18 protein-coding genes, 1 tRNA gene and 1 pseudogene are annotated in these 18816 nt (G+C 68.3%); 4 read left to right on the top strand and 16 right to left on the bottom strand.

What is annotated here, in order from left to right; translation table 11 throughout:
* Positions 1–41: 41 nt before the first annotated feature.
* A complete protein-coding gene (locus BJ960_RS07040) occupies positions 42–1070 on the bottom strand; it encodes a TAXI family TRAP transporter solute-binding subunit (protein WP_185986766.1) in 1029 nt (342 codons plus the stop codon).
* A gap of 179 nt (positions 1071–1249) precedes the next feature.
* On the opposite strand from BJ960_RS07040, the pseudogene BJ960_RS17360 reads away from it, so the two are divergent.
* Positions 1250–1720, top strand: a pseudogene (locus tag BJ960_RS17360) (TAXI family TRAP transporter solute-binding subunit); the annotation flags it as partial.
* Between the two features lie 94 nt (positions 1721–1814).
* On the top strand, positions 1815–2249 hold the full coding sequence (locus BJ960_RS16995) for a TAXI family TRAP transporter solute-binding subunit (RefSeq protein WP_272928847.1): 435 nt from the start codon (positions 1815–1817) through the stop codon (positions 2247–2249).
* On the opposite strand, the gene BJ960_RS07030 is transcribed toward BJ960_RS16995, so the two are convergent.
* From BJ960_RS07030 to BJ960_RS06970, 13 genes are all read right to left on the bottom strand, one after another.
* Positions 2222–3763: a sensor histidine kinase gene (locus BJ960_RS07030; protein WP_202229232.1), complete on the bottom strand. Its 1542-nt coding sequence runs from the start codon at positions 3761–3763 to the stop codon at positions 2222–2224. The genes BJ960_RS16995 and BJ960_RS07030 overlap by 28 nt on opposite strands.
* Position 3764: 1 nt before the next feature.
* Entirely contained in the window at positions 3765–4472 is a 708-nt protein-coding gene (locus BJ960_RS07025; RefSeq protein ID WP_185986764.1) for a response regulator transcription factor, read from the bottom strand.
* A 251-nt stretch (positions 4473–4723) separates the two neighbouring features.
* A tRNA-Ala gene (locus BJ960_RS07020) sits at positions 4724–4796 on the bottom strand.
* Between the two features lie 98 nt (positions 4797–4894).
* Positions 4895–5254, bottom strand: a complete 360-nt coding sequence (gene rsfS / locus BJ960_RS07015) for a ribosome silencing factor (protein WP_121078559.1) — start codon at positions 5252–5254, stop codon at positions 4895–4897.
* A gap of 37 nt (positions 5255–5291) precedes the next feature.
* Positions 5292–6728 carry a hypothetical protein gene (locus BJ960_RS07010; RefSeq protein ID WP_185986763.1) on the bottom strand — a complete coding sequence of 479 codons (1437 nt, stop codon included), beginning with the start codon at positions 6726–6728 and terminating at the stop codon, positions 5292–5294.
* Positions 6725–7327: a nicotinate-nucleotide adenylyltransferase gene (gene nadD / locus BJ960_RS07005; RefSeq protein WP_307814744.1), complete on the bottom strand. Its 603-nt coding sequence runs from the start codon at positions 7325–7327 to the stop codon at positions 6725–6727. Before nadD ends, BJ960_RS07010 begins: the two co-directional genes overlap by 4 nt.
* On the bottom strand, positions 7327–7536 hold the full coding sequence (locus tag BJ960_RS07000) for a hypothetical protein (RefSeq protein WP_185986762.1): 210 nt from the start codon (positions 7534–7536) through the stop codon (positions 7327–7329). Before BJ960_RS07000 ends, nadD begins: the two co-directional genes overlap by 1 nt.
* 57 nt (positions 7537–7593) lie before the next feature.
* Positions 7594–8844 (bottom strand): glutamate-5-semialdehyde dehydrogenase, encoded by a 1251-nt coding sequence (locus tag BJ960_RS06995; RefSeq protein ID WP_185986761.1) that lies wholly within the window; start codon positions 8842–8844, stop codon positions 7594–7596.
* Positions 8845–8867: 23 nt separating this feature from the next.
* On the bottom strand, positions 8868–9653 hold the full coding sequence (gene proB, locus BJ960_RS06990) for a glutamate 5-kinase (protein ID WP_185988192.1): 786 nt from the start codon (positions 9651–9653) through the stop codon (positions 8868–8870).
* Positions 9653–11161, bottom strand: a complete 1509-nt coding sequence (gene obgE / locus BJ960_RS06985) for a GTPase ObgE (RefSeq protein WP_185986760.1) — start codon at positions 11159–11161, stop codon at positions 9653–9655. Before obgE ends, proB begins: the two co-directional genes overlap by 1 nt.
* A 168-nt stretch (positions 11162–11329) precedes the next feature.
* Positions 11330–11584, bottom strand: a complete 255-nt coding sequence (gene rpmA, locus BJ960_RS06980) for a 50S ribosomal protein L27 (RefSeq protein WP_119279429.1) — start codon at positions 11582–11584, stop codon at positions 11330–11332.
* A gap of 29 nt (positions 11585–11613) precedes the next feature.
* Positions 11614–11922 (bottom strand): 50S ribosomal protein L21, encoded by a 309-nt coding sequence (gene rplU / locus BJ960_RS06975; RefSeq protein ID WP_121078565.1) that lies wholly within the window; start codon positions 11920–11922, stop codon positions 11614–11616.
* Positions 11923–12059: 137 nt separating this feature from the next.
* A complete protein-coding gene (locus BJ960_RS06970) occupies positions 12060–14810 on the bottom strand; it encodes an Rne/Rng family ribonuclease (protein WP_185986759.1) in 2751 nt (916 codons plus the stop codon).
* A 266-nt stretch (positions 14811–15076) separates the two neighbouring features.
* Here BJ960_RS06970 and BJ960_RS06965 point away from each other — a divergent pair, with 266 nt between their 5' ends.
* Positions 15077–15685: a vitamin K epoxide reductase family protein gene (locus tag BJ960_RS06965; RefSeq protein ID WP_121078392.1), complete on the top strand. Its 609-nt coding sequence runs from the start codon at positions 15077–15079 to the stop codon at positions 15683–15685.
* Positions 15686–15699: 14 nt separating this feature from the next.
* Here BJ960_RS06965 and coaE read toward each other — a convergent pair whose 3' ends face one another.
* Positions 15700–16326 carry a dephospho-CoA kinase gene (gene coaE, locus BJ960_RS06960; protein ID WP_185986758.1) on the bottom strand — a complete coding sequence of 209 codons (627 nt, stop codon included), beginning with the start codon at positions 16324–16326 and terminating at the stop codon, positions 15700–15702.
* A 44-nt stretch (positions 16327–16370) separates the two neighbouring features.
* On the opposite strand from coaE, the gene BJ960_RS06955 reads away from it, so the two are divergent.
* Positions 16371–16982, top strand: a complete 612-nt coding sequence (locus BJ960_RS06955) for a DUF4126 domain-containing protein (RefSeq protein ID WP_185986757.1) — start codon at positions 16371–16373, stop codon at positions 16980–16982.
* A gap of 371 nt (positions 16983–17353) precedes the next feature.
* Here BJ960_RS06955 and rpsA read toward each other — a convergent pair whose 3' ends face one another.
* Entirely contained in the window at positions 17354–18802 is a 1449-nt protein-coding gene (rpsA, locus tag BJ960_RS06950) for a 30S ribosomal protein S1 (protein WP_121078398.1), read from the bottom strand.
* Positions 18803–18816 lie beyond the last annotated feature (14 nt).

Below are 18816 nucleotides of genomic sequence, written 5' to 3'. Positions count from 1 at the left end.
CCTGGCTGAGGCGCTCCGCCGGGGCGGGACTGGAGCACGGCTCAGCCGCGCAGCTCGGCGGGGACGTCGATCCCGACTTCGTCGTAGTACTTCAACGCGCCGGGGTGCACCGGCACCGGGGCGTTCTCGATGTTCTCGGGAACGATGAACTCGACCGCCGGCGCATAGACCCCCTCGATCACGTCAACGTTTTCGAAGACGGCCTTCGTAATGTCGTAGGCCTGTTCCTCGTTGAAGTTCTCGGGTACCACGAGCGCGTTCCAGGTTGCGATGGTCGGCGTATCGACGTCGACGCCCGGATACGTTCCTGCTGGGATCACATGGTCGACGTATCCGCCGTACCCGTCGAGGATCTTCTTCCGCTCGTCGTCACACATCGGGATGAGGACGACGTCGTCGGTGGTCGCGAGCTCCGTGATGCCTGCATGCCCCTGACCCACGACCCAGGTGCCAGCGTCGACGCCGCCGCTCGTCAGCCCCGTGGAGGTCTCGGCGTAGCCGAGCTGCCTGCGATCGATGTCGGTCTCCGGGTCCATGCCGAGTGACTCGAACACCTGGTTCGCCGTTGCCTCGTTCCCGCTCCCGATGTCGCCGACCGAGAAGCGCGTGCCCGCGACGTCCTTGAAGCATTCGAGACCGAGCTTGGACTGCGTGGCCGCGAGCGACACCGTGTGGTACACGTTCGGGTAGAGGACAGCGAGCGTGCTCGTTCGCACTTCGCGCCCCTCAAAGTCGGCGAGCCCGTTGAAAGCCTGGTTCGCCGCGTCGCCCTGCGCGATCGCGAGCTCCGCCTGGCCCGACCCGATGAGCTGGATGTTCTCGACCGATGCCCCGGTCGACTCGACGGACGCCGTCGTTCCCTCCACCTCGTCGCTCACGATCTGGCGCAGGGCCCCGCCGATCGGATAGAACAGCCCCGCGGTCCCGCCGGTCACGATGGTGACTGCAGGGAGGCGGTCCAGCTCGCCGTCGGCCGCATCACCGCCATCGGCGCCAGGCTGGGAACAGCCGGCGAGCGCGAGCGCCGCGGCCCCGACGAGCGCAAGCGGGACGAGAGTGCGTCGTTGCATGGTGTCCTCCTCAGATCACAGATGCCTCGTTGCATCTGGAGCCAGGTTAGGCTTCGCGTGCACCCCCGCTGGTGGCTCGCGGCGCAGTTTTGAGCCTGCGTTGAGGAAGTGGCGATTGGGTAACGGTTCGGCGGACCGCGACGCTCCAGGCGCCGACCGCGCGTATCGTGCGACGGGAGATGGGACGCCGAGGAAAGATCTGGATCGCGGCCGCGGGTATCGCGGCGCTCGCCGCAGGCGCCCTCTGGTGGCGGGGCGGGGCGGGGCCACCTCCGGTGCTCGTGAGCGTCGGGACGGGCCTGCCCGGCGGGGTCTACGACGCGGTCGGCCGGAGCCTCGCCGAACTCACGGTTGACGGCCCGGTGCGCGTGCGCGCGGTCGCGACGGCAGCCTCCGTCGAGAACGTTGCCAGGGTGCGCGCCGGAGAGCTGGACGCGGGCTTCGCGCTCGCGGACGTCGCGGCGCTCAGCGTGCAGGATACCTCCCCGGCGGCGCCGACCGCGGGCTCGGAGGGAGTGCAGGACCTGCAGGCCGTGGCGCGGCTGTACGACAACCACGTCCACCTCGTCGTGCGTGCCGGCTCCCCCTACGCGAGCATCGGGGACCTCGCCGGAGCGCGGGTCTCGCTCGGCGCGGAGAGCTCGGGCACCGAGGTGATCGCTGAGCGCCTGCTCGAGATCGCGGGGATTGCCGTGGGCGCCGACGCGGGCGCCCACGGCCTCGGAGAGACCGCACGGCTCGGCCTTGGGCGATTCGGTGGCGGCGCTCGAGCGCGGCGAGATCGACGCGTTCTTCTGGTCGGGCGGGCTGCCAACCGATGCCATCACCGGTCTCGCGGGACGGATGCCGATCCGGCTCCTCGACGTGTCCGCAGCGCTGCCCGAGCTCACCGCCAGGTACGGCCCGTTCTACGCCGAGGCGCCGATCCTCGCCGACACCTACGCGGGGGTCGACCCGGTGCGCACCGTGAGCGTGCCGAGTCTGCTCGTCGTCGGCTCTGAGATGCCCAACGACGTGGCGGCTGCGCTCGCGCGCGCTGTGCTCGACTCGCGGGAGGAGCTCGCGCGGCTGCATCCAGCGACGTACCAGCTATCGCCGCGCACCGCCGTGGCGACCTCGCCCGTGCCGCTGCATCCGGGCGCCGCGCGCTACTATCGCGACGCCAAGCCGTTCTCCTGACCGGCCGGCAGCCTGAGCACGGCCTCCGTGCCGCGCGGAGCGACCGGGCTGAGCGCGAGCCTGCCGCCCTGCATCCCGAGGAGGGTGACGACCACGGAGAGGCCGAGCCCCGAGCCGCTGGCGGCGGGACGCGCCGGCTCCTCGCTGCGTTCCGGTGAGCGCCAGAACGGCTCGACCGCCCGCGCCAGATCCTCTGCGCTGAGCCCGGGCCCGTTGTCGCGCACGCGCAACTCGACCTCGATCCCTGCGGGACGCGCTCCCTCGCGGTCCCCCGCCCCGGCGACCTCGCTAGCGGCGCCACGGGAGCGCTCGCTGGCGGCGTCACGGGAGCGCTCGCTGGCGGCGTCACGGGAGCGCTCGCTGGCGCCAACCGTCACACGCGTCGCGCCGAACTTCAGGGCGTTGTCGATCAGGGCGTCGAGGGCCTGATCGACGGTGCCATCAAAGGCGCGCACGGTGAGGTGCTGGGGCACCGCACCGATCTCGAGGGAGGCGCCGGCGCGCGCTGCGATGGGCAGCCACCCCGCCACCCGGCGCGCGACGACCTCCCGCACGTTGCACTCGACCAGCGGCGGCTGGCGAGAGTCCGCGCGCGCGAGCGTGATCAGCCCGTCGCAGGTTCTCGTGAGGCGGTCGACCTCCTCGAGCGCGAGCGAAAGCTCCTCGGCCGCCGACGGGTCAAGCGCGACGCCCATGCCCTCGATTCGCATCCGCAACGCGGCCAGCGGGTTGCGCACCTGATGCCCGGCGAACGCCACGAACGTGCGCTGTCTGCTCACCAGCCGGTGAATCCGGGCGGCCATCCGGTTGAACGAGCGCCCGAGGTGGACGAGTTCCGGCGGCCCCGCGCCGGTCGGCACGCGGGCATGGAGGTCACCCGCCCCGAGCTCCGCCGTCGCCTCCTCGAGCGTTTCGATGGGGCGGAGCACCCACCGCGCGAGGGGTGCCGCGACGGCGACACCGACCCCGAGCAGGGCAACGATCACGAGCAGCACCACGAGCCACTGCACCGCAATCGCCGCCCGAAGCGCCCCGGTCGGCGACGCGGTGACGACCGCACCAACGACCTCGCCGCCGCTCACGACGGGCTCGGCGACGTACTGGGGTTCCGACGTCCACGGCCACACCGCATCGATGCTCACCGTCCGCGTGCCCGCGAGCGCGTAGGCGACGAACGGGGGCAGCGCTCCCCCGTCGGCCGCCCCGGGACCGCCCAGGTCTGCGGCGGTGAGCTCCGCCCGGCTCGCGGCGACGGTTTCGCCGTCCCGGTCAATGACGAGCCCCTCGATCCCGAACAGCTCCTTGTAGCGGGCGAGTTCGGCACCGATCGTGCCAGGTTCACCTGCGACAATGCTCGGCTCGGCGATCCCAGCGAATCTGACGGCGTCGCCGGTCCGGTCGGCAACCATCGTGGCGGTCGCACGCTCCGCGATCGCAGCCGCGAGTGGCACCGCAAGCCCCGACACCGCGAGCACGACGAGCCCCACGATGATCGCAATGACGCGCCGGCGCACGCTAGCCCGTCCCCGCTCCCGGCCGCGGCGCGACTCGATACCCGGCCCCGCGCACGGTCTCAATCAGGTCCGGATCCCGAAGCTTCGCCCGCAGCGAGCTCACGTGCACCTCGAGCGTCCGGTGCGCACCAGGCCAGACCGTGTGCCAGACCTGCAGCAGCAGGTGGTCCCGGCTGCGCACCGTCCCGGGCTCGCGCATGAGCGCCGCGAGCAGGTCGAACTCGCGGGGCCGCAGCTCGACGACGGCGCCGCCGCTCATCACCGTGCGGGTCGCAAGATCCAGCGTCACCGCTCCGACAGTCAGCACCGGCGCTGGCGCGTGCTGCCGCCGCCGGAGCACCGCCTCAATGCGCGCGCTGAGCTCGTCGAGCCCGACGGGCTTCACCACGTAGTCGTCGGCGCCGCTCCGCAGGCCGAGCACGCGTTCCCGCTCCTGGCTCCGCGCGGTGATCATGATGATGCCGACCTCCGCCGCCGCCACCGATTCCCGGATCTCCCGACAGAGCTCGACACCGTCCGCGTCCGGCAGCCCGAGGTCGAGCAGCACGACGTCAGGCAGCACAGTGGCCAGCGCATCCCGCGCGGCGGCGCCCGTGGTGACCCGGCTCACCCCGAACCCGCGGCTGGTGAGCCCTGAGGCCAGCGCGTCAGCGAGCCTGAGATCGTCCTCGACGACGAGCACCCTGATCCCGTGCGACTGCCCTGTCATGCTGGTTCAGCTCCTCGCGTTCTGCCCCCGCATGCGATGCTTCCCTCCACCGACACTAACGTGGGCGACTGGGAAATCGGCACCGGGGTGGCCGGTGTTGCGGGCTGCGGGCCGCGGCCCGAGGGCAGAAACAAGAGAAGCCGCTCTCGGACAGCTTCAACGCTTCGCACTTCTCGACGTGCAGCGTTCACAGGACCCGCGAGAATCCCCGAAACGGGAAAAGGCCCGGCGCGAGCCGGACCTTTTAGGAGTGGATCTGAGGGGATTCGAACCCCTGACCCCCTGCATGCCATGCAGGTGCGCTACCAACTGCGCCACAGACCCTCATGGAAGTCGGGCGAATGCTCGCCCGACAACTCTTCTATTCTACACCAGCCCGGATCGCGCGAAGCAAATCGACGCGCCCGGGGCTGGCTCGAAACTTACTGCGGGGCGACCTCGAGCATCTCGGAGACGTCGATCACCGGGCAGTCATGCCAGAGACGCTCGAGCTGGTAGAAGTCGCGCTCCTCCTGGTGGAAGACGTGCACCATGATGTCGCCGAAGTCGAGCAGCACCCAGCGCCCGCCTTCGCGGCCCTCGCGCCGGATCGTCCGAACGCCTGCCTCGTTGAGGTCGCGCTCGATCTCGTCCGAGATCGCCTGGACGTTGCGCTCGACGCTGCCAGACACGATCAGAAACGCGTCTGCGAATCCGAACAGCTCCCCCACTTCGAGCGCGACGGGAGCCGTTGCCCCCTTCGCGTCGGCCGCGCGAACGGCGATCTGCAGGTCGGCGAGCATGTTTCGAGCGTCTGCCACGTGTGTACCCCTCAAGGTGTTAGTTAAAGAATCCCTGGGTCGCGGCGAACACCACGACACCAATAACGACGACGATCAGCCCGCCTCCGGAGAGCGCGAGAATGAGCGGCATCTTGCTGCGGTCCTTGGTGGGCTCCGCAACGACGGGCACCTCGGGGCGGCGGCGTGCGCTCACCGCGCTGCGCGCTGAGACTGGCATGGGGCCGGACTCCGACGTCGAGGTGATCGCGTCGGGGGTCTCGCCCGTCAGGAACGGGTCGAAGTCGATCGAATCGTGGATCCCGGAGTGTCCCCCGGTCTCCCCCATCGACTTCGGCAGTTCGATCGAGCCGGTCACGAAGAGCTCGCCGGTCGCGCCGAGCGGCCCGGTGAGGCCGCCGGTCTCGCCCGGATGCGAGGGCAGGATCAGCGCCGATGCGCCGGTCCCCCCGGTGCTCCCCTCCTGCGCGACCGCGCGCGAGATGAGATCGTCAAAGTCGCCGGACTCGCCGGGGGCGGTGATGTTCGCGGCCCGAGCGGGGTCGTCGAACACGGAGCGCCATTCCTCGGGCGGCTGGATGTCTGGGAACGAGTAGCCTGCGGTGTCCGTGCCGGTATTGCGCGCCGCTTCAGGCTCGTCGGCATCGACCGCGGGCTCAGCAGCGGCGTCGCTCGCGTCAACGGCGCTCGCACCGAGGTCCTCGGCGGCGAGATCAGGATCGACGACGTCAATCGGGTCAACATCGACGACGACCTCATCGACCACGACCTCGTCGGCGATGACGTCGTGAGCGACAGTCTCGGCCTCAACGACGACCTCGTCGGTCTCGTCTGCGCCGTCTGCCGATGCCTCAGTCTCTGCGTCGACGATCTCGACGATGTCGTTCGAGTCCGTCGCGAACAGGTTCGCGACGGCGTCGGCGTCGCCCGTCGGCGACGTGGGCTCGGCGGCGTCGAGGATGTCCTCAAGCGAGAACGCCTCGGTAGGCGCGTCGACGTCTGCGGCGGTGTGATCAGTCGCACCACCGTTCACGGGCAGGTCTTCGAAGCTCAGCGCCTCCGTCGGGGCGCCGAACGAGTCGAAGTCGTCCTCGGCGTGAGCCTCGGGCTCCTCGGCGGCAACCTCGGGCTCCTCTGCGGGAGCCTCGGGCTCCGGCTCGGCGGCGGGCATTGACTCGGCATCCGCGGCAGCCTGTGCCGCGTCGGCGGCTTCCTGCTCGGCGACGAGTTCGGCCACGGCCGCTTCGCGCAACTCGCGGAGCTCACGCCTCGTGCGGGGTGTTCCGTCGGGATTCAGCGGATCGATCTCGATGCTCGCGAGGTCGATGCTCACCGACTCAGTTGCGGTCTCCCCGTCCGCCGCGGCTGCCTCGCCGGCGGGGACCTCTTCGATCGACTCGGCGCCCTCGCGTTCGGCCTGCTCGCGCAGGCGCATCTCGCGCCGCGTCAAGGGCCGTTCGTGGTCTTGCTCACTCATTCGTCTGTCGCTTCCTCGGAATACAAGCCGTGCTTGGCGATGTACTGCACTACCCCATCGGGCACTAGGTACCACACAGGGTAACCTCTCGACACCCGCTCCCTACAGTCTGTAGAGGAGATTGATAGCGCCGGGATCTCCAGCAAGCTTACGTTATCGTGTGAAAGGCCTGAGAGAGACAGCTCGTGGCCGGGCCGCGACACCGCAATAAAGTGCGCGAGCTCCCACAGCTTTTCAACGTCTTTCCAGCTGACGATCTGCTGAACCGCGTCTGCTCCAGAGATGAAGAAGAGCTCCGCGTCAGGCATGAGCCGCTTCAGATCGCGGAGCGTGTCGACCGTGTAGGTCGGCCCGTCGCGGTCCACGTCCACGCGACTCACGGTGAACTGCGGGTTCGACGCCGTGGCGATGACAGTCATCAGGTAGCGGTGTTCGCTCTCCGAGACGTTGCTCTTCTGCCAGGGCTGACCGGTGGGCACGAAGACGACCTCGTCAAGGTCGAAGCTCTTCGCAACCTCGCTGGCGGCGACGAGGTGGCCGTGATGAATCGGGTCGAAGGTGCCGCCCATCACCCCCACGCGTCGCCGAGTAGCCACGATTAGTGCTGCTGCGCCTCACCGTGTTCGCGGGCGTACGCCGCTGCCTTCTCTGCGTGGCGGTTTGCAACGTCACGGAAGGAGAACGTCACCAGTGCGGCGACAACGAAGATGGAGAAGACAATGACGCCGTACACGGGCGCAGGCATCGGAAGCTCCGTGACGACGTGGCTTGCGCCCTCGGCTGCTGCAATCGTGGCTGCAAATGACATGAAGAGCCCTGACCTTTCGTATGGCAGAAATACTTACTACAACCCTACAGGGTTTGGCTAGCGAATCTGCCCAGTGCCACGCACAACCCACTTCGTACTCGTGAGTTCGGGCAGGCCCATCGGGCCGCGCGCGTGCATCTTCTGGGTCGAAATTCCGACCTCGGCGCCGAACCCGAACTCGCCGCCGTCGGTGAACCGGGTTGAGGCGTTCACCATCACGACGGCCGAGTCGACCTCGGCGAGGAAGCGCTCGGCGTTCCCGAAGTCGTTCGTCACGATCGACTCGGTGTGCTTCGTCGAGTACTCGTCGATGTGCGCGATCGCCTCGTCCATGGAGTCCACGACACGCACCCCCATCACGAGGTCGAGGTGCTCCGTGGCCCACGTCTCGGGAGTGGCGGGCTCGCGCACGCCCGCGGTCTGGGCGCGCTCGTCGCCATAGAGCACGACGCCGCGTTCAGCGAGCGCGTCGACGAGGCGCGGCAGCAGCGTGTCCGCGTGCGCCGCGTGCACGAGCAGCGTCTCGGCCGAGTTGCACACGCTCGGCCGGTGCGTCTTCGCGTTCACGACGATTGCGTGCGCCATGTCGGGATCGGCGCTCGCGTCGACGTACACGTGGACGATGCCAGCCCCGGTCTCGATCACGGGCACGGTGGACTCGTTCACGACCGTCGCGATCAGGCCGGCGCTCCCCCGCGGGATCAGCACGTCGACGAAGCCGCGGGCGCGCATGAGCCGTCCTGCGCCCTCGCGGCCGAACGGGTCGATTGTCTGGAACGCATTGCCGTCGATACCGCTGCCGCTGACGGCCTCCTGGATGAGGCGTACGAGCACCCGGTTCGAGTCCTCCGCGGCCGAGCCGCCGCGCAGCACCGCGCCGTTGCCGCTCTTCAGTGCGAGCGCAACGATGTCGACGGTGACGTTCGGGCGCGCCTCGTAGATCGCGCCGATGACGCCAAACGGGACCCGCTGCTGCGCGATCGCGATGCCGTTCGCGAGCGTGCTGCCGCGCACCACCTCGCCGACCGGGTCGGGAAGGGAGACAATCTCGCGCACCGCGGCCGCGAGGCCGCGGATGCGCGCCTCGTCAAGCTTCAGCCTGTCGAGCAGCCCGTCGCCGATCGCGTTTTCGACGCCGCGCGCGAGGTCGAGCTCGTTCGCGGCGATGATCTCTGGGATTGCGCCCTCGAGTGCGACCGCGATCGCCTCGAGCGCCGCGTTCTTCTGTGCCGTTGTGGCGGTGGCAAGGGCGCGCGAGGCACCCTTCGCCAGGGTCAACAGGTCGACGAACGCATCAGTGCTAGACATGACGCCATTCTAGCCCGCCGGAGCTACCGCGCTGCCGCCCCAAAGAGGGTGCCGTGATCCTCACCGTCGAGCACCGCGGCGAGCAGCCGCGCCTCCGTGAGCAGCACCGTCGTACCGGCGTCTGCGGCGAGCCTCGCGGCCTGCACCTTCGTCGCCGCGCCGCCGGTACCCCAGCCCGACTGGCTCTCCCCGATCTTCACGCCGTCGAGCGGATCGCCGTAGGCGACGTGCGCGATGCGCTCCGCGCCCACCACCTCCGGCGGCGCCGTGTAGAGCGCGTCGATGTCCGACAGCAGCACGAGCTGGTCGGCCTCAACGAGCCGCGCGACGAGCGCCGCGAGGCGGTCGTTGTCGCCAAACCGGATCTCGTGCGTCGCGACGGTGTCGTTCTCGTTGATGATCGGCACCGTCCCGAGCGCGAGCAGCCGCTCGAGGGCGCGCCTGGCGTTCCCGCGGTGCGTCGGGTTCTCCATGTCGTGCGCGGTGAGCAGCACCTGCCCAGCGACGAGATCGTGGCTGCTGAGCGCGCGCTGGTATCGATTCACCAGGATGTTCTGCCCGACGGCCGCAGCCGCCTGCTGGGTGGCGAGATCGTCGGGCCGCGCGTCGATATTCAGGAACGGCACCCCGGTCGCGATCGCGCCGCTGGAGACGAGGATCACCTCGGCCCCGGCGGCTCGCAGCCGCGCAAGCGAATCCACGAGCGTCGGAATCTGCCCGGCGTTGTCACCGCTCACCGAGGACGAGCCGACCTTCACGACGACGCGGCGTGCCGCGAGCAGCGTCGCGCCGCGCGAGCCCGCGTCGATCACGCCTCAGACTCCCACATGCCCGACTTCCGCTCCTCCTCAAGCTGCTCGCGCGCTGCGGCCTTTGCGTCCATGAGGTCGTGGTAGTCCGATCGACGCTCCTTGTTGGTACGGCGCTGCGGTCCGTCCAGCCTGTCGTCGCTCCCGCGAACGCCAACCTGCACCTCGGCGGCGCTCGTGAGCGACGGCTCCCAGTCGAACACGACGCCCTGGCCGGGACCGATGACAACGGTCGAGCCCGCGACGGCGCCGGCCTTCACCAGCGCGTCCTCAATGCCGAGCTTCTGCAGGCGGTCAGCGAGGTAGCCGACGGCCTCGTCGTTCTGGAAGTCGGTCTGCTGCACCCACCGCTCGGGCTTCTGCCCGAGCACGCGGAAGAGCGTCCCGTACGAGCCGCCCTCGGTCACGACACGGAAGCCGGCCTGGCGGTCGACGGCCTTCGGCGTGAGCACGATGCGCTCGAGTCGCTCGGTCTCGGCCTCAGCCTTCGCGCGCGCCTCATCGACGATCTCGGCGAGGGCGAACCCCAGCTCGCGGAGCCCCTCGCGCGATGCCGTCGAGATCTCGAAGACGCGGTAGCCCATCGCCTCGAGGTCGGGGCGCACGAACTGAGCGAGCTCGCGGGCCTCGGGCACGTCGATCTTGTTCAGGGCGACGAGCTGCGGCCGGTCGAGCAGGGGCACCTGGCCCTCCGGGACCTCGTAGGCGGCGAGCTCGGTCTTGATGATCTCAAGATCGGAGATCGGGTCGCGGCCGGGTTCGAGCGTCGCGCAGTCGAGCACGTGCAGCAGGGCGCTGCAGCGCTCAACGTGGCGGAGGAAGTCGAGGCCGAGCCCCTTACCCTCGCTCGCGCCCTCGATGAGCCCGGGCACGTCGGCGACGGTAAAGCGGGTCTCCCCCGCCTCGACGACGCCAAGGTTCGGGTGCAGCGTGGTGAAGGGGTAGTCCGCGATCTTCGGCCGCGCGGCGCTCATCGCCGCGATGAGGCTCGACTTCCCCGCCGACGGGAGCCCGACGAGCGCGACATCAGCGATCGTCTTCAGCTCGAGCGTGACGTCGCCAGCCCACCCCTCGGTGCCGAGCAGGGCAAATCCAGGCGCCTTGCGCTTCTGGCTCGCGAGCGCGTGGTTACCCAGCCCACCGAGGCCGCCCTCGGCGACGACGAAGCGCGTGCCCGCCTCCGTCAGGTCAGCGAGCACCTCGCCGTCGGAATCCTTGACCACGGTGCCGACGGGAACCGGCAGCACGAGCTCGGCGCCGTGTGCGCCGGCGCGGTAGTCGCCCGCCCCGTAGGCGCCGTTCTCGGCCGAGCGGTGCGGCCGGCGGTGGTATTCGAGCAGTGTCGTGACCTGCGGGTCGGCGAGCAGCACGATCGTGCCGCCGTTGCCGCCTGCGCCGCCGTCTGGGCCAGCGAGTGGCTTGAACTTCTCGCGCCGAACAGAGACACAGCCGTTCCCACCGCGGCCCGCCTGCAGGTGTAGTTGGACCTGGTCAACGAACGTCACCATGAGAGTTTTCCCTTCCGACCCGAAGACGCGATCGAGTAACTACATTCTGCCCGACGGGAACCGCCAGGGCGACGCCGGATCACGTCGTGCGCGGGCGCAAGCCCGCACGATCCGGCCAGATACGACAAAAGGCGAGCCGAAGCTCGCCTAGTGTCGGTACCGAACTACTTACGCAGCGGCGACGATGTTGACGACCTTGCGGCCACCCTTCGCACCGAACTCAACTGCGCCCGCTGCGAGAGCGAACAGCGTGTCATCTCCGCCACGGCCAACGTTGACGCCGGGGTGGAAGTGGGTTCCGCGCTGACGCACGATGATCTCGCCGGCGTTCACCTGCTGACCGCCGAAGCGCTTCACGCCGAGGCGCTGTGCGTTCGAGTCGCGGCCGTTCTTGCTGGAGCCGACGCCCTTCTTGGATGCCATTGGTCTGTCTCCTTAGAGTCTAAAAAGTGTTACTTGATGCCGGTGACCTTGAGGCGGGTCAGATCCTGACGGTGCCCCTGGCGGCTCTTGTAACCGGTCTTGTTCTTGTAACGCTGGATGACAATCTTCGGCCCGCGAAGGTCGTCGAGGACCTCAGCGGTAACCTTGACCTTTGCGAGAGCCGAAGCGTCGCTCGTCACCTTGTCGCCGTCAACGAGGAGCACTGCCGGGAGTTCAATATTTCCCTTAGCGTCTCCCGCTACACGGTTTACAGTGATGATCGAGCCAACCTCGACCTTCTCCTGCCGTCCGCTTGTGCGCACTACTGCGTAAACCACTTGGTCACCCATCTCTCGAGGATCGTCTTAAATCGTGTCGAATCGCGAACCCGTCACGATCGAAGTCATACGTGCACTTCCCGCCTCAAAAGCGAGTACGCACAACGGTCAATAATAACGCGAATTACCGCGTTCGGTCAAATGTGGGTCGGCGTGTCAGCCTGAGCCTCGCCGCGACCCTGAGTGCGAGCGTCGAGCGCGTCGAGGAGCATGCGCTCCGGATCGAGCGCGCCGCCGTCCGCGGAGTGGCCGGTTGCCTCGTTCGCGGCGTTCGCCGCGGACTGCCCACCGGCCTGCGACTGAGCGCGCGTCGACCGCGAACGCGATCCCCGCGAGCGTGCAGGCGCCTGCTGGTCGCCGTCCAACGCCGCAGCCAGCTGCGCCATCGGATCGACGCCACGTCCCTCGCCGCGCTCCTCCGACCGCTCCCGGTCGGAGGCTGCGGGAGCGGCAGCGCCGCGATCGCTCTCGTCGCGGGTCGCGCCGCCGGCAGCTGCCGGCTCCTGCGCCTTGGGGGCGCTCGCTGGAGCGCCGGCGCGGGAGCTCACCCGGCGGTTGCGGGACTTCGACGCGCCAGCGGGAGGGGCGTCGGGGAGCGCGTCGAGCACGCTCTCCAGCACCGCGGTTGGCGCAGCGTCGTCGGAGGTCTTCGCGGTGGGGATCGTCGAGGCAGCCACCTGCGCGAGCATGTTCTTCGCGCCGTCGCTGATAGCGTGCGTCTGCGCCTTCGGCTCGGCCTGCGCCTTCCCGTTCGCGGATCCGTTCCCGTTCGAGCCCGAGTTGTTGCCGCCGCGCTTCTGGCGCCCGGAGGACTCGTTGCGGTGGCGGTGCACGGGCTCGTGATGCACGATCACGCCGCGGCCAGCGCACACCTCGCACGGCTCGCTGAACGACTCAAGCAGCCCGAGGCCGAGCTTCTTGCGGGTCATCTGCACGAGGCCAAGCGAGGTCACCTCGGCGACCTGGTGCTTCGTGCGGTCGCGTCCGAGGCACTCGATGAGGCGACGCAGCACGAGGTCGCGGTTCGACTCGAGCACCATGTCGATGAAGTCGATCACGATGATGCCGCCGATGTCGCGGAGCCGCAGCTGCCGCACGATCTCTTCAGCGGACTCGAGGTTGTTCTTGGTGACGGTCTCTTCGAGGTTGCCGCCGGCGCCCACGAACTTGCCGGTGTTGACGTCGACAACGGTCATCGCCTCGGTCCGGTCGATGACGAGCGAGCCGCCCGAGGGCAGCCAGACCTTGCGGTCGAGCGCCTTCGCGATCTGCTCCGTCACACGGAACTCGTCGAAGATGTCGCGCTCGCCCTCGTAGCGCTCGACGCGCTGCATGAGGTCCGGGGCAACCGCCGAGAGATAGTTCTCGATGACCTCGTGGGTCTCCGCCCCCTCGATACGCATCTTCAAGAAGTCCTCGTTGAAGACGTCGCGCACGATCTTGATGAGCATGTCGGGCTCGGAATGCAGCATCGCCGGCCCGCCACCCTTCTTCACGCGGGCCTGGATCGACTCCCACTGGCGAGTGAGGCGCTGCACGTCGTGCGTGAGCTGATCCTCGGTCGCGCCCTCGGCGGCGGTGCGCACGATCACGCCTGCGCCGCTCGGGAGCACCTCCTTGAGGATCTTCTTCAGCCGGGCACGCTCGGTGTCAGGGAGCTTGCGTGAGATGCCGTTCATCGCGCCGCCGGGCACGTACACGAGGAAGCGGCCGGGCAGCGAGATCTGGCTCGTCAGGCGGGCACCCTTGTGGCCGACAGGATCCTTCGTGACCTGCACGAGCACCTGATCGCCGGGCTTGAGCGCGTTCTCGATCTTTCGAGCGGTGTTGCCACCCTCGAACTCAGACCAGTCGACCTCACCCGAGTAGAGCACCGCGTTGCGGCCGCGGCCGATGTCGACGAAGGCAGCCTCCATGCTCGGCAGCACGTTCTGCACGCGGCCCAGGTAGACGTTGCCGATCAGCGAGGACTCGCTCGAGCGCGCGACGTAGTGCTCGACGAGCACCTTGTCCTCGAGCACGCCGATCTGGATCCGGTCGGGAGTCGTCCGCACGATCATCTCGCGGTCAACCGACTCGCGGCGCGCGAGGAACTCCGACTCGGTAATCACCATGCGCTTGCGGCCGGCGTCGCGGCCGTCCCGGCGCCGCTGCTTCTTCGCCTCAAGGCGGGTCGACCCGCGAAGCTTCTGGGGCTCGGTGATGACCGGCGCCTGACGCTGCTGGCGGCGTCCCTCGTCTTCGTCGTGCTCGGCGCCACCCTGGCGGCGGCGCGAGTTGCCGCGGGTGTTGCCCGAGTCGCGCCCGCCACGGTCGGAGTCGCGCTCCTGCCGATCCTGATCGCGATCCCGCTCACCGCGGTCGCGCTGGTTCCGGTCGCGGGAGTCATTCCCGGGGAACCTCGAGTCGAGGATGTCGTCGAGCTTGCGCAGCTCGTTGCGCCGCGGCATCGGCTGCACCGGCGGGACGTCTGGGGCGAGGAAGATCAGGCGCGTCGTTGCGCGGAAGCGATCCTCGGGCGACATCTCGGCGAGCGGCAGGACGAGCGGGAGCCCATCGGCGAACGTCTTCTCCGCCGGCTCGGCTGCGGGCTGCTCGGCCGGGGCCTGCTCCGCCGTGCCCGGTTCGACGTCCGTGGGCGTCGCGTCGGCGTCGGTGGCTTCCGCGGCGGGCTCCGTCTCACCGTTCGCGGGCGCAGCTCCTGCGTCTGCCTGCCCGGCGTCTGCCTGATCGGCGGTCTCGGCGCTGGTCGCCTCGGGTGCGGCTACCGCTCCGTTGGGTGTCTCGGCGGCTGCGGCCTCAACTGTTGTGGCTTCGTGTGCTTCGGATGCTGCTGTCTCAACGACGGCGCCAGCCGCATCCTCTGTGTTCTCTTGTGTATTCACCATTTCTGGTGTGCTCCTTTAACCGCGGCCGTGAAGCTCCGCGGAAACCAATATTGAGTGCGGCGATTGACCGCAAATTCTTGTGTTCACTCACGAGTCGCGAGCGTTCGGCTGATGCCGGCGACCACCCTGAGGCGGTCAAAGACTGTACGTGGACGGTGCCGTCGTGGCGTTATCCAACGGTAACCATTATGTCACGGAGATACTGAACATTGCTGGAACACCGCGCGCGGCGCGTTGTCACAGGATCGGCGGGTTACTATCAACACATGAGTGCTATCGAAGTACAGGCCCCGAAGAATCGCGGCTTTGCCATCGTCACCATCATTCTCGGCGCGATCGGGCTGTTTGCGTCGTGGGAGCTCGCCACCGAGTACATCAAGACCTTGCAGGTCGAGGACTACGTCCCGAACTGTGAGCTCTCAGTACTCGTCACCTGCGGCCCCAATATGGATTCGTGGCAGGGCTCGATTCTCGGGTTCAGTAACACGATCATCGGCCTGATGGCATTCGTCGCCCCAATCGCCGTCGGCGTCGCGATGCTCGCCGGCGCGCGCTTCGCCGCCTGGTTCTGGTGGCTGTACCGCGCGGGCCTCGCGGCAGGGGTCGTCTTCGTGTTCTGGCTCTTCTACCAGAGCGTCTTCAGCCTCAGCACGCTCTGCCCCTGGTGCATGGTCGTCTGGTCGGTCACGATCCCGCTGTTCTTCTTCACGGCGTTCCGGCCGGAGGCGGAGGGCTACTACGCCGCGAAGCCGAGCACCCAGAAGGCGTTCGCCGCGATCAACTCGTGGGCCTGGGTACTGGTGCTCATCTCGTACCTCGTCATCGCCGCGGTCGCGCAGTTCCAGCTCAACTGGTTCGCTGAGTTCGCTCGCTAGGTCGCCGAGGACGGCTAGGGCGCCGAGGACGCTGGAGCGATCCGACGCCAGAGCGCGTCAACCTGCTCCAGCGTCTCCTGCTCGGTGCCTGAGGTGTCGATGAGCACGTCCGCGATCGCACGCCGATCCTCATCGCTCGCCTGGTTCGCAATCCGGCTGCGCGCGTCCGCTTCGGTCATCCCGCGCAGCTCGACCATCCGGGCGACGCGCGTCTCGACGGGCGCGTCCGCGACGACGACCGTGTCCCAGTCGAGTCCGGCCTCTCCTGGCTTCGCGCCGCTCTCCACGAGGAGCGGAATCTCGTAGACGACCACCGCGTCGGGAGCGATGCGGATCGCGGCCTGGATCGCCTCGTCCGCGAGCCGGCGCACCTCGGGGTGCACGATCGCGTTGAGCGCCGCCAGCTCGTCCGGGTTCGCGAAGACGCGCTCCCCCAGCGCGGCGCGGTTCAACGATCCGTCGGCGGCGAGGAGTCCGTCGCCGAATCGCGCGACGACCTGAGCGAGCCCCGGCGAACCGGGAGCGACGGCGTCGCGAGCGAGCTGGTCAGCGTCGATCCTGAGGGCTCCAAGCTCCGCAAGCCGCCTGCCAACGGTGCTTTTTCCTGCCGCGATTCCACCCGTGAGCGCGATAAGTTGCATACGCCAACACTAGCGCGCCCGTAGGCTGGGGGCAGGAGGTCTCCATGCTCGAAGCAATCACCGGTCTCGCACTCGCCTCGGCTGCGGGACTCAACGCCTATATTCCGCTCCTCGGACTCGGGCTGCTGTCAAAGTTCACGGACCTGCTGACACTCCCCGAAGGGTGGGCCTGGCTCGAGAGCTGGTGGGCGCTCGGGGCGCTCGCGGTGCTGCTCCTCATCGAGACCATCGTCGATAAGGTGCCAGCGCTCGACACCGCCAACGACATCCTGCAGACCGTCGTGCGCCCAGCGTCTGGCGGGCTCGTGTTCAGCGCAGGCTCGGCGAGCTCCACCGTCGCGGTCACCGACCCTGAGGCGTTCGTCAACTCCTCCGCGTTCTGGCCGTTCGTCATCGGGGTGCTCATCGCGCTCGTGCCGCACATTCTGAAGCTCGTCGCCAGGCCTGTCGTGAACCTCGCCTCCGCCGGCCTCGGCGCGTCAGTCATGAGCACGATCGAGGACATCGCGGCGGTCGTCGTCACCGTGCTCGCGGTGCTGCTCCCCCTGCTCGCGCTCGCGCTCATCGTGCTCCTCGTCGTGCTCGGCGTCCGCTGGTTCCGGAGGTTCCGCGCACGCCGCCAGGGCGCGGCGCCAGCGGCGCCCGCCGCGGGCTAGGTTGGCGCGACCTCGCACACGCTTCGCGCGACGGCGCGACGGCGCGACGGCGCGCGGCGCGGTGCGGTGCCCGCCGCGGCGCGCGGCGCGGTGCGGTGCCCGCCGCGGCGCGCGGGTAAGGTCGGCGCCGCGGCACACTGAGGACGGCCCGCTGCACTACGCCCCACAGCCCACGTGCGTCCTTCCACCGCCAAACTTTCCTTCGGGCCGCAAATTCCCCGGGAGTTTGGGGCGGAAAGGAAAAATTGGCGGTGGGAGGATGCTGAGCCGGCGACTCGATTGCCGGGTGCACGCCGCAGCAACGCAAAAGCCCGGCCACCGCAGTGCGGGGCCGGGCTTTTGGCTGGCAGCTAGCGCGAGCTAGCTAGGGCTTAGTTGCCCTCGAGCTGAGCCTTGAGTGCAGCGAGTGCCTCATCGTCAGCGAGCGCGCCGGTCGAAGCCGAATCGCTCGAGAAGTTCGAGGACGAAGGCGCGTCAATAGCGGGGGCAGCAGCCTGCTCTGCGAGCATAGCGGCGACCTGCTTCTTGTGTGCCTCCCAGCGCTCCTGGGCAGCAGCGTACTCCTGCTCCCACTTCTCGCGCTGGCTCTCGAAGCCTTCCTTCCACTCCTGGGTCTCAGGATCGAAGCCCTCGGGGTACTTGTACTCGCCGTTCTCGTCGTACTCGGTGGTCATACCGTACAGAGCCGGATCGAACTCGGTGCCCTCGGGGTCGAGGCCCTCGTTCGCCTGCTTGAGGCTGAGCGAGATGCGGCGACGCTCGAGATCGATGTCGATGATCTTGACGAAGACTTCCTGGCCGGCCGAAACGACCTGCTCAGCAAGCTCAACGTGCTGACCCGAGAGCTCGGAGATGTGCACGAGGCCCTCGATGCCGTCTGCAACGCGAACGAACGCGCCGAACGGAACGAGCTTGGTAACAGCGCCCGGTGCAATCTGGCCGATTGCGTGGGTGCGTGCGAATACCTGCCACGGATCTTCCTGCGTCGCCTTCAGCGACAGCGAGACGCGCTCGCGATCGAGCTCGACCGAAAGCACCTCGACGGTGACTTCCTGGCCAACCTCGACGACGTCCGAAGCGTGCTCGATGTGCTTCCACGAGAGCTCCGAGACGTGCACGAGGCCGTCGACGCCACCGAGATCAACGAACGCACCGAAGTTGACGATCGAGGAGATGACACCCTTGCGAACCTGGCCGGGCTTGAGGTCGGCGAGGAACGAGGAGCGGGTAGCGGACTGAGTCTCTTCGAGGAGTGCGCGACGCGAAAGCACAACGTTGTTGCGGTTCTTGTCGAGCTCGAGGATCTTCGCCTCGATCTCCTGGCCGAGGTACGGGGTGAGGTCGCGCACGCGGCGGAGCTCGATGAGCGATGCGGGGAGGAAGCCGCGGAGCCCGATGTCAACGATGAGGCCGCCCTTGACAACCTCGATGACGGTGCCGGTGACGACACCCTCGGTCTCCTTGACCTTCTCCACGTCGCCCCAAGCACGCTCGTACTGAGCACGCTTCTTGGACAGGATCAGGCGACCTTCCTTGTCCTCCTTCTGGAGCACGAGTGCCTCAACGGAATCGCCGACCTGAACAACCTCATCAGGGTTGACGTCGTGCTTGATGGACAGCTCGCGCGAGGGGATGACGCCCTCGGTCTTGAACCCGACGTCGAGGAGGACCTCGTCGCGGTCAATCTTCACAACGGTGCCCTCAATGAGGTCCCCGTCGTTGAAGGACTTAATGGTCAGTTCGACCGCTGCAAGGAAGTCTTCGGCTGAGCCGATGTCGTTTACTGCGACCTGCTTGCTCGTGGTCGTTGCGTTCGTCATGTAATTGGTCTCCA

The organism is Leucobacter aridicollis, from assembly GCF_013409595.1.
Lineage (GTDB): Bacteria > Actinomycetota > Actinomycetes > Actinomycetales > Microbacteriaceae > Leucobacter > Leucobacter aridicollis.
The sequence above is the reverse complement of the archived record's forward strand: the minus strand, read 5'-3'. Positions and strand labels throughout refer to the sequence as shown.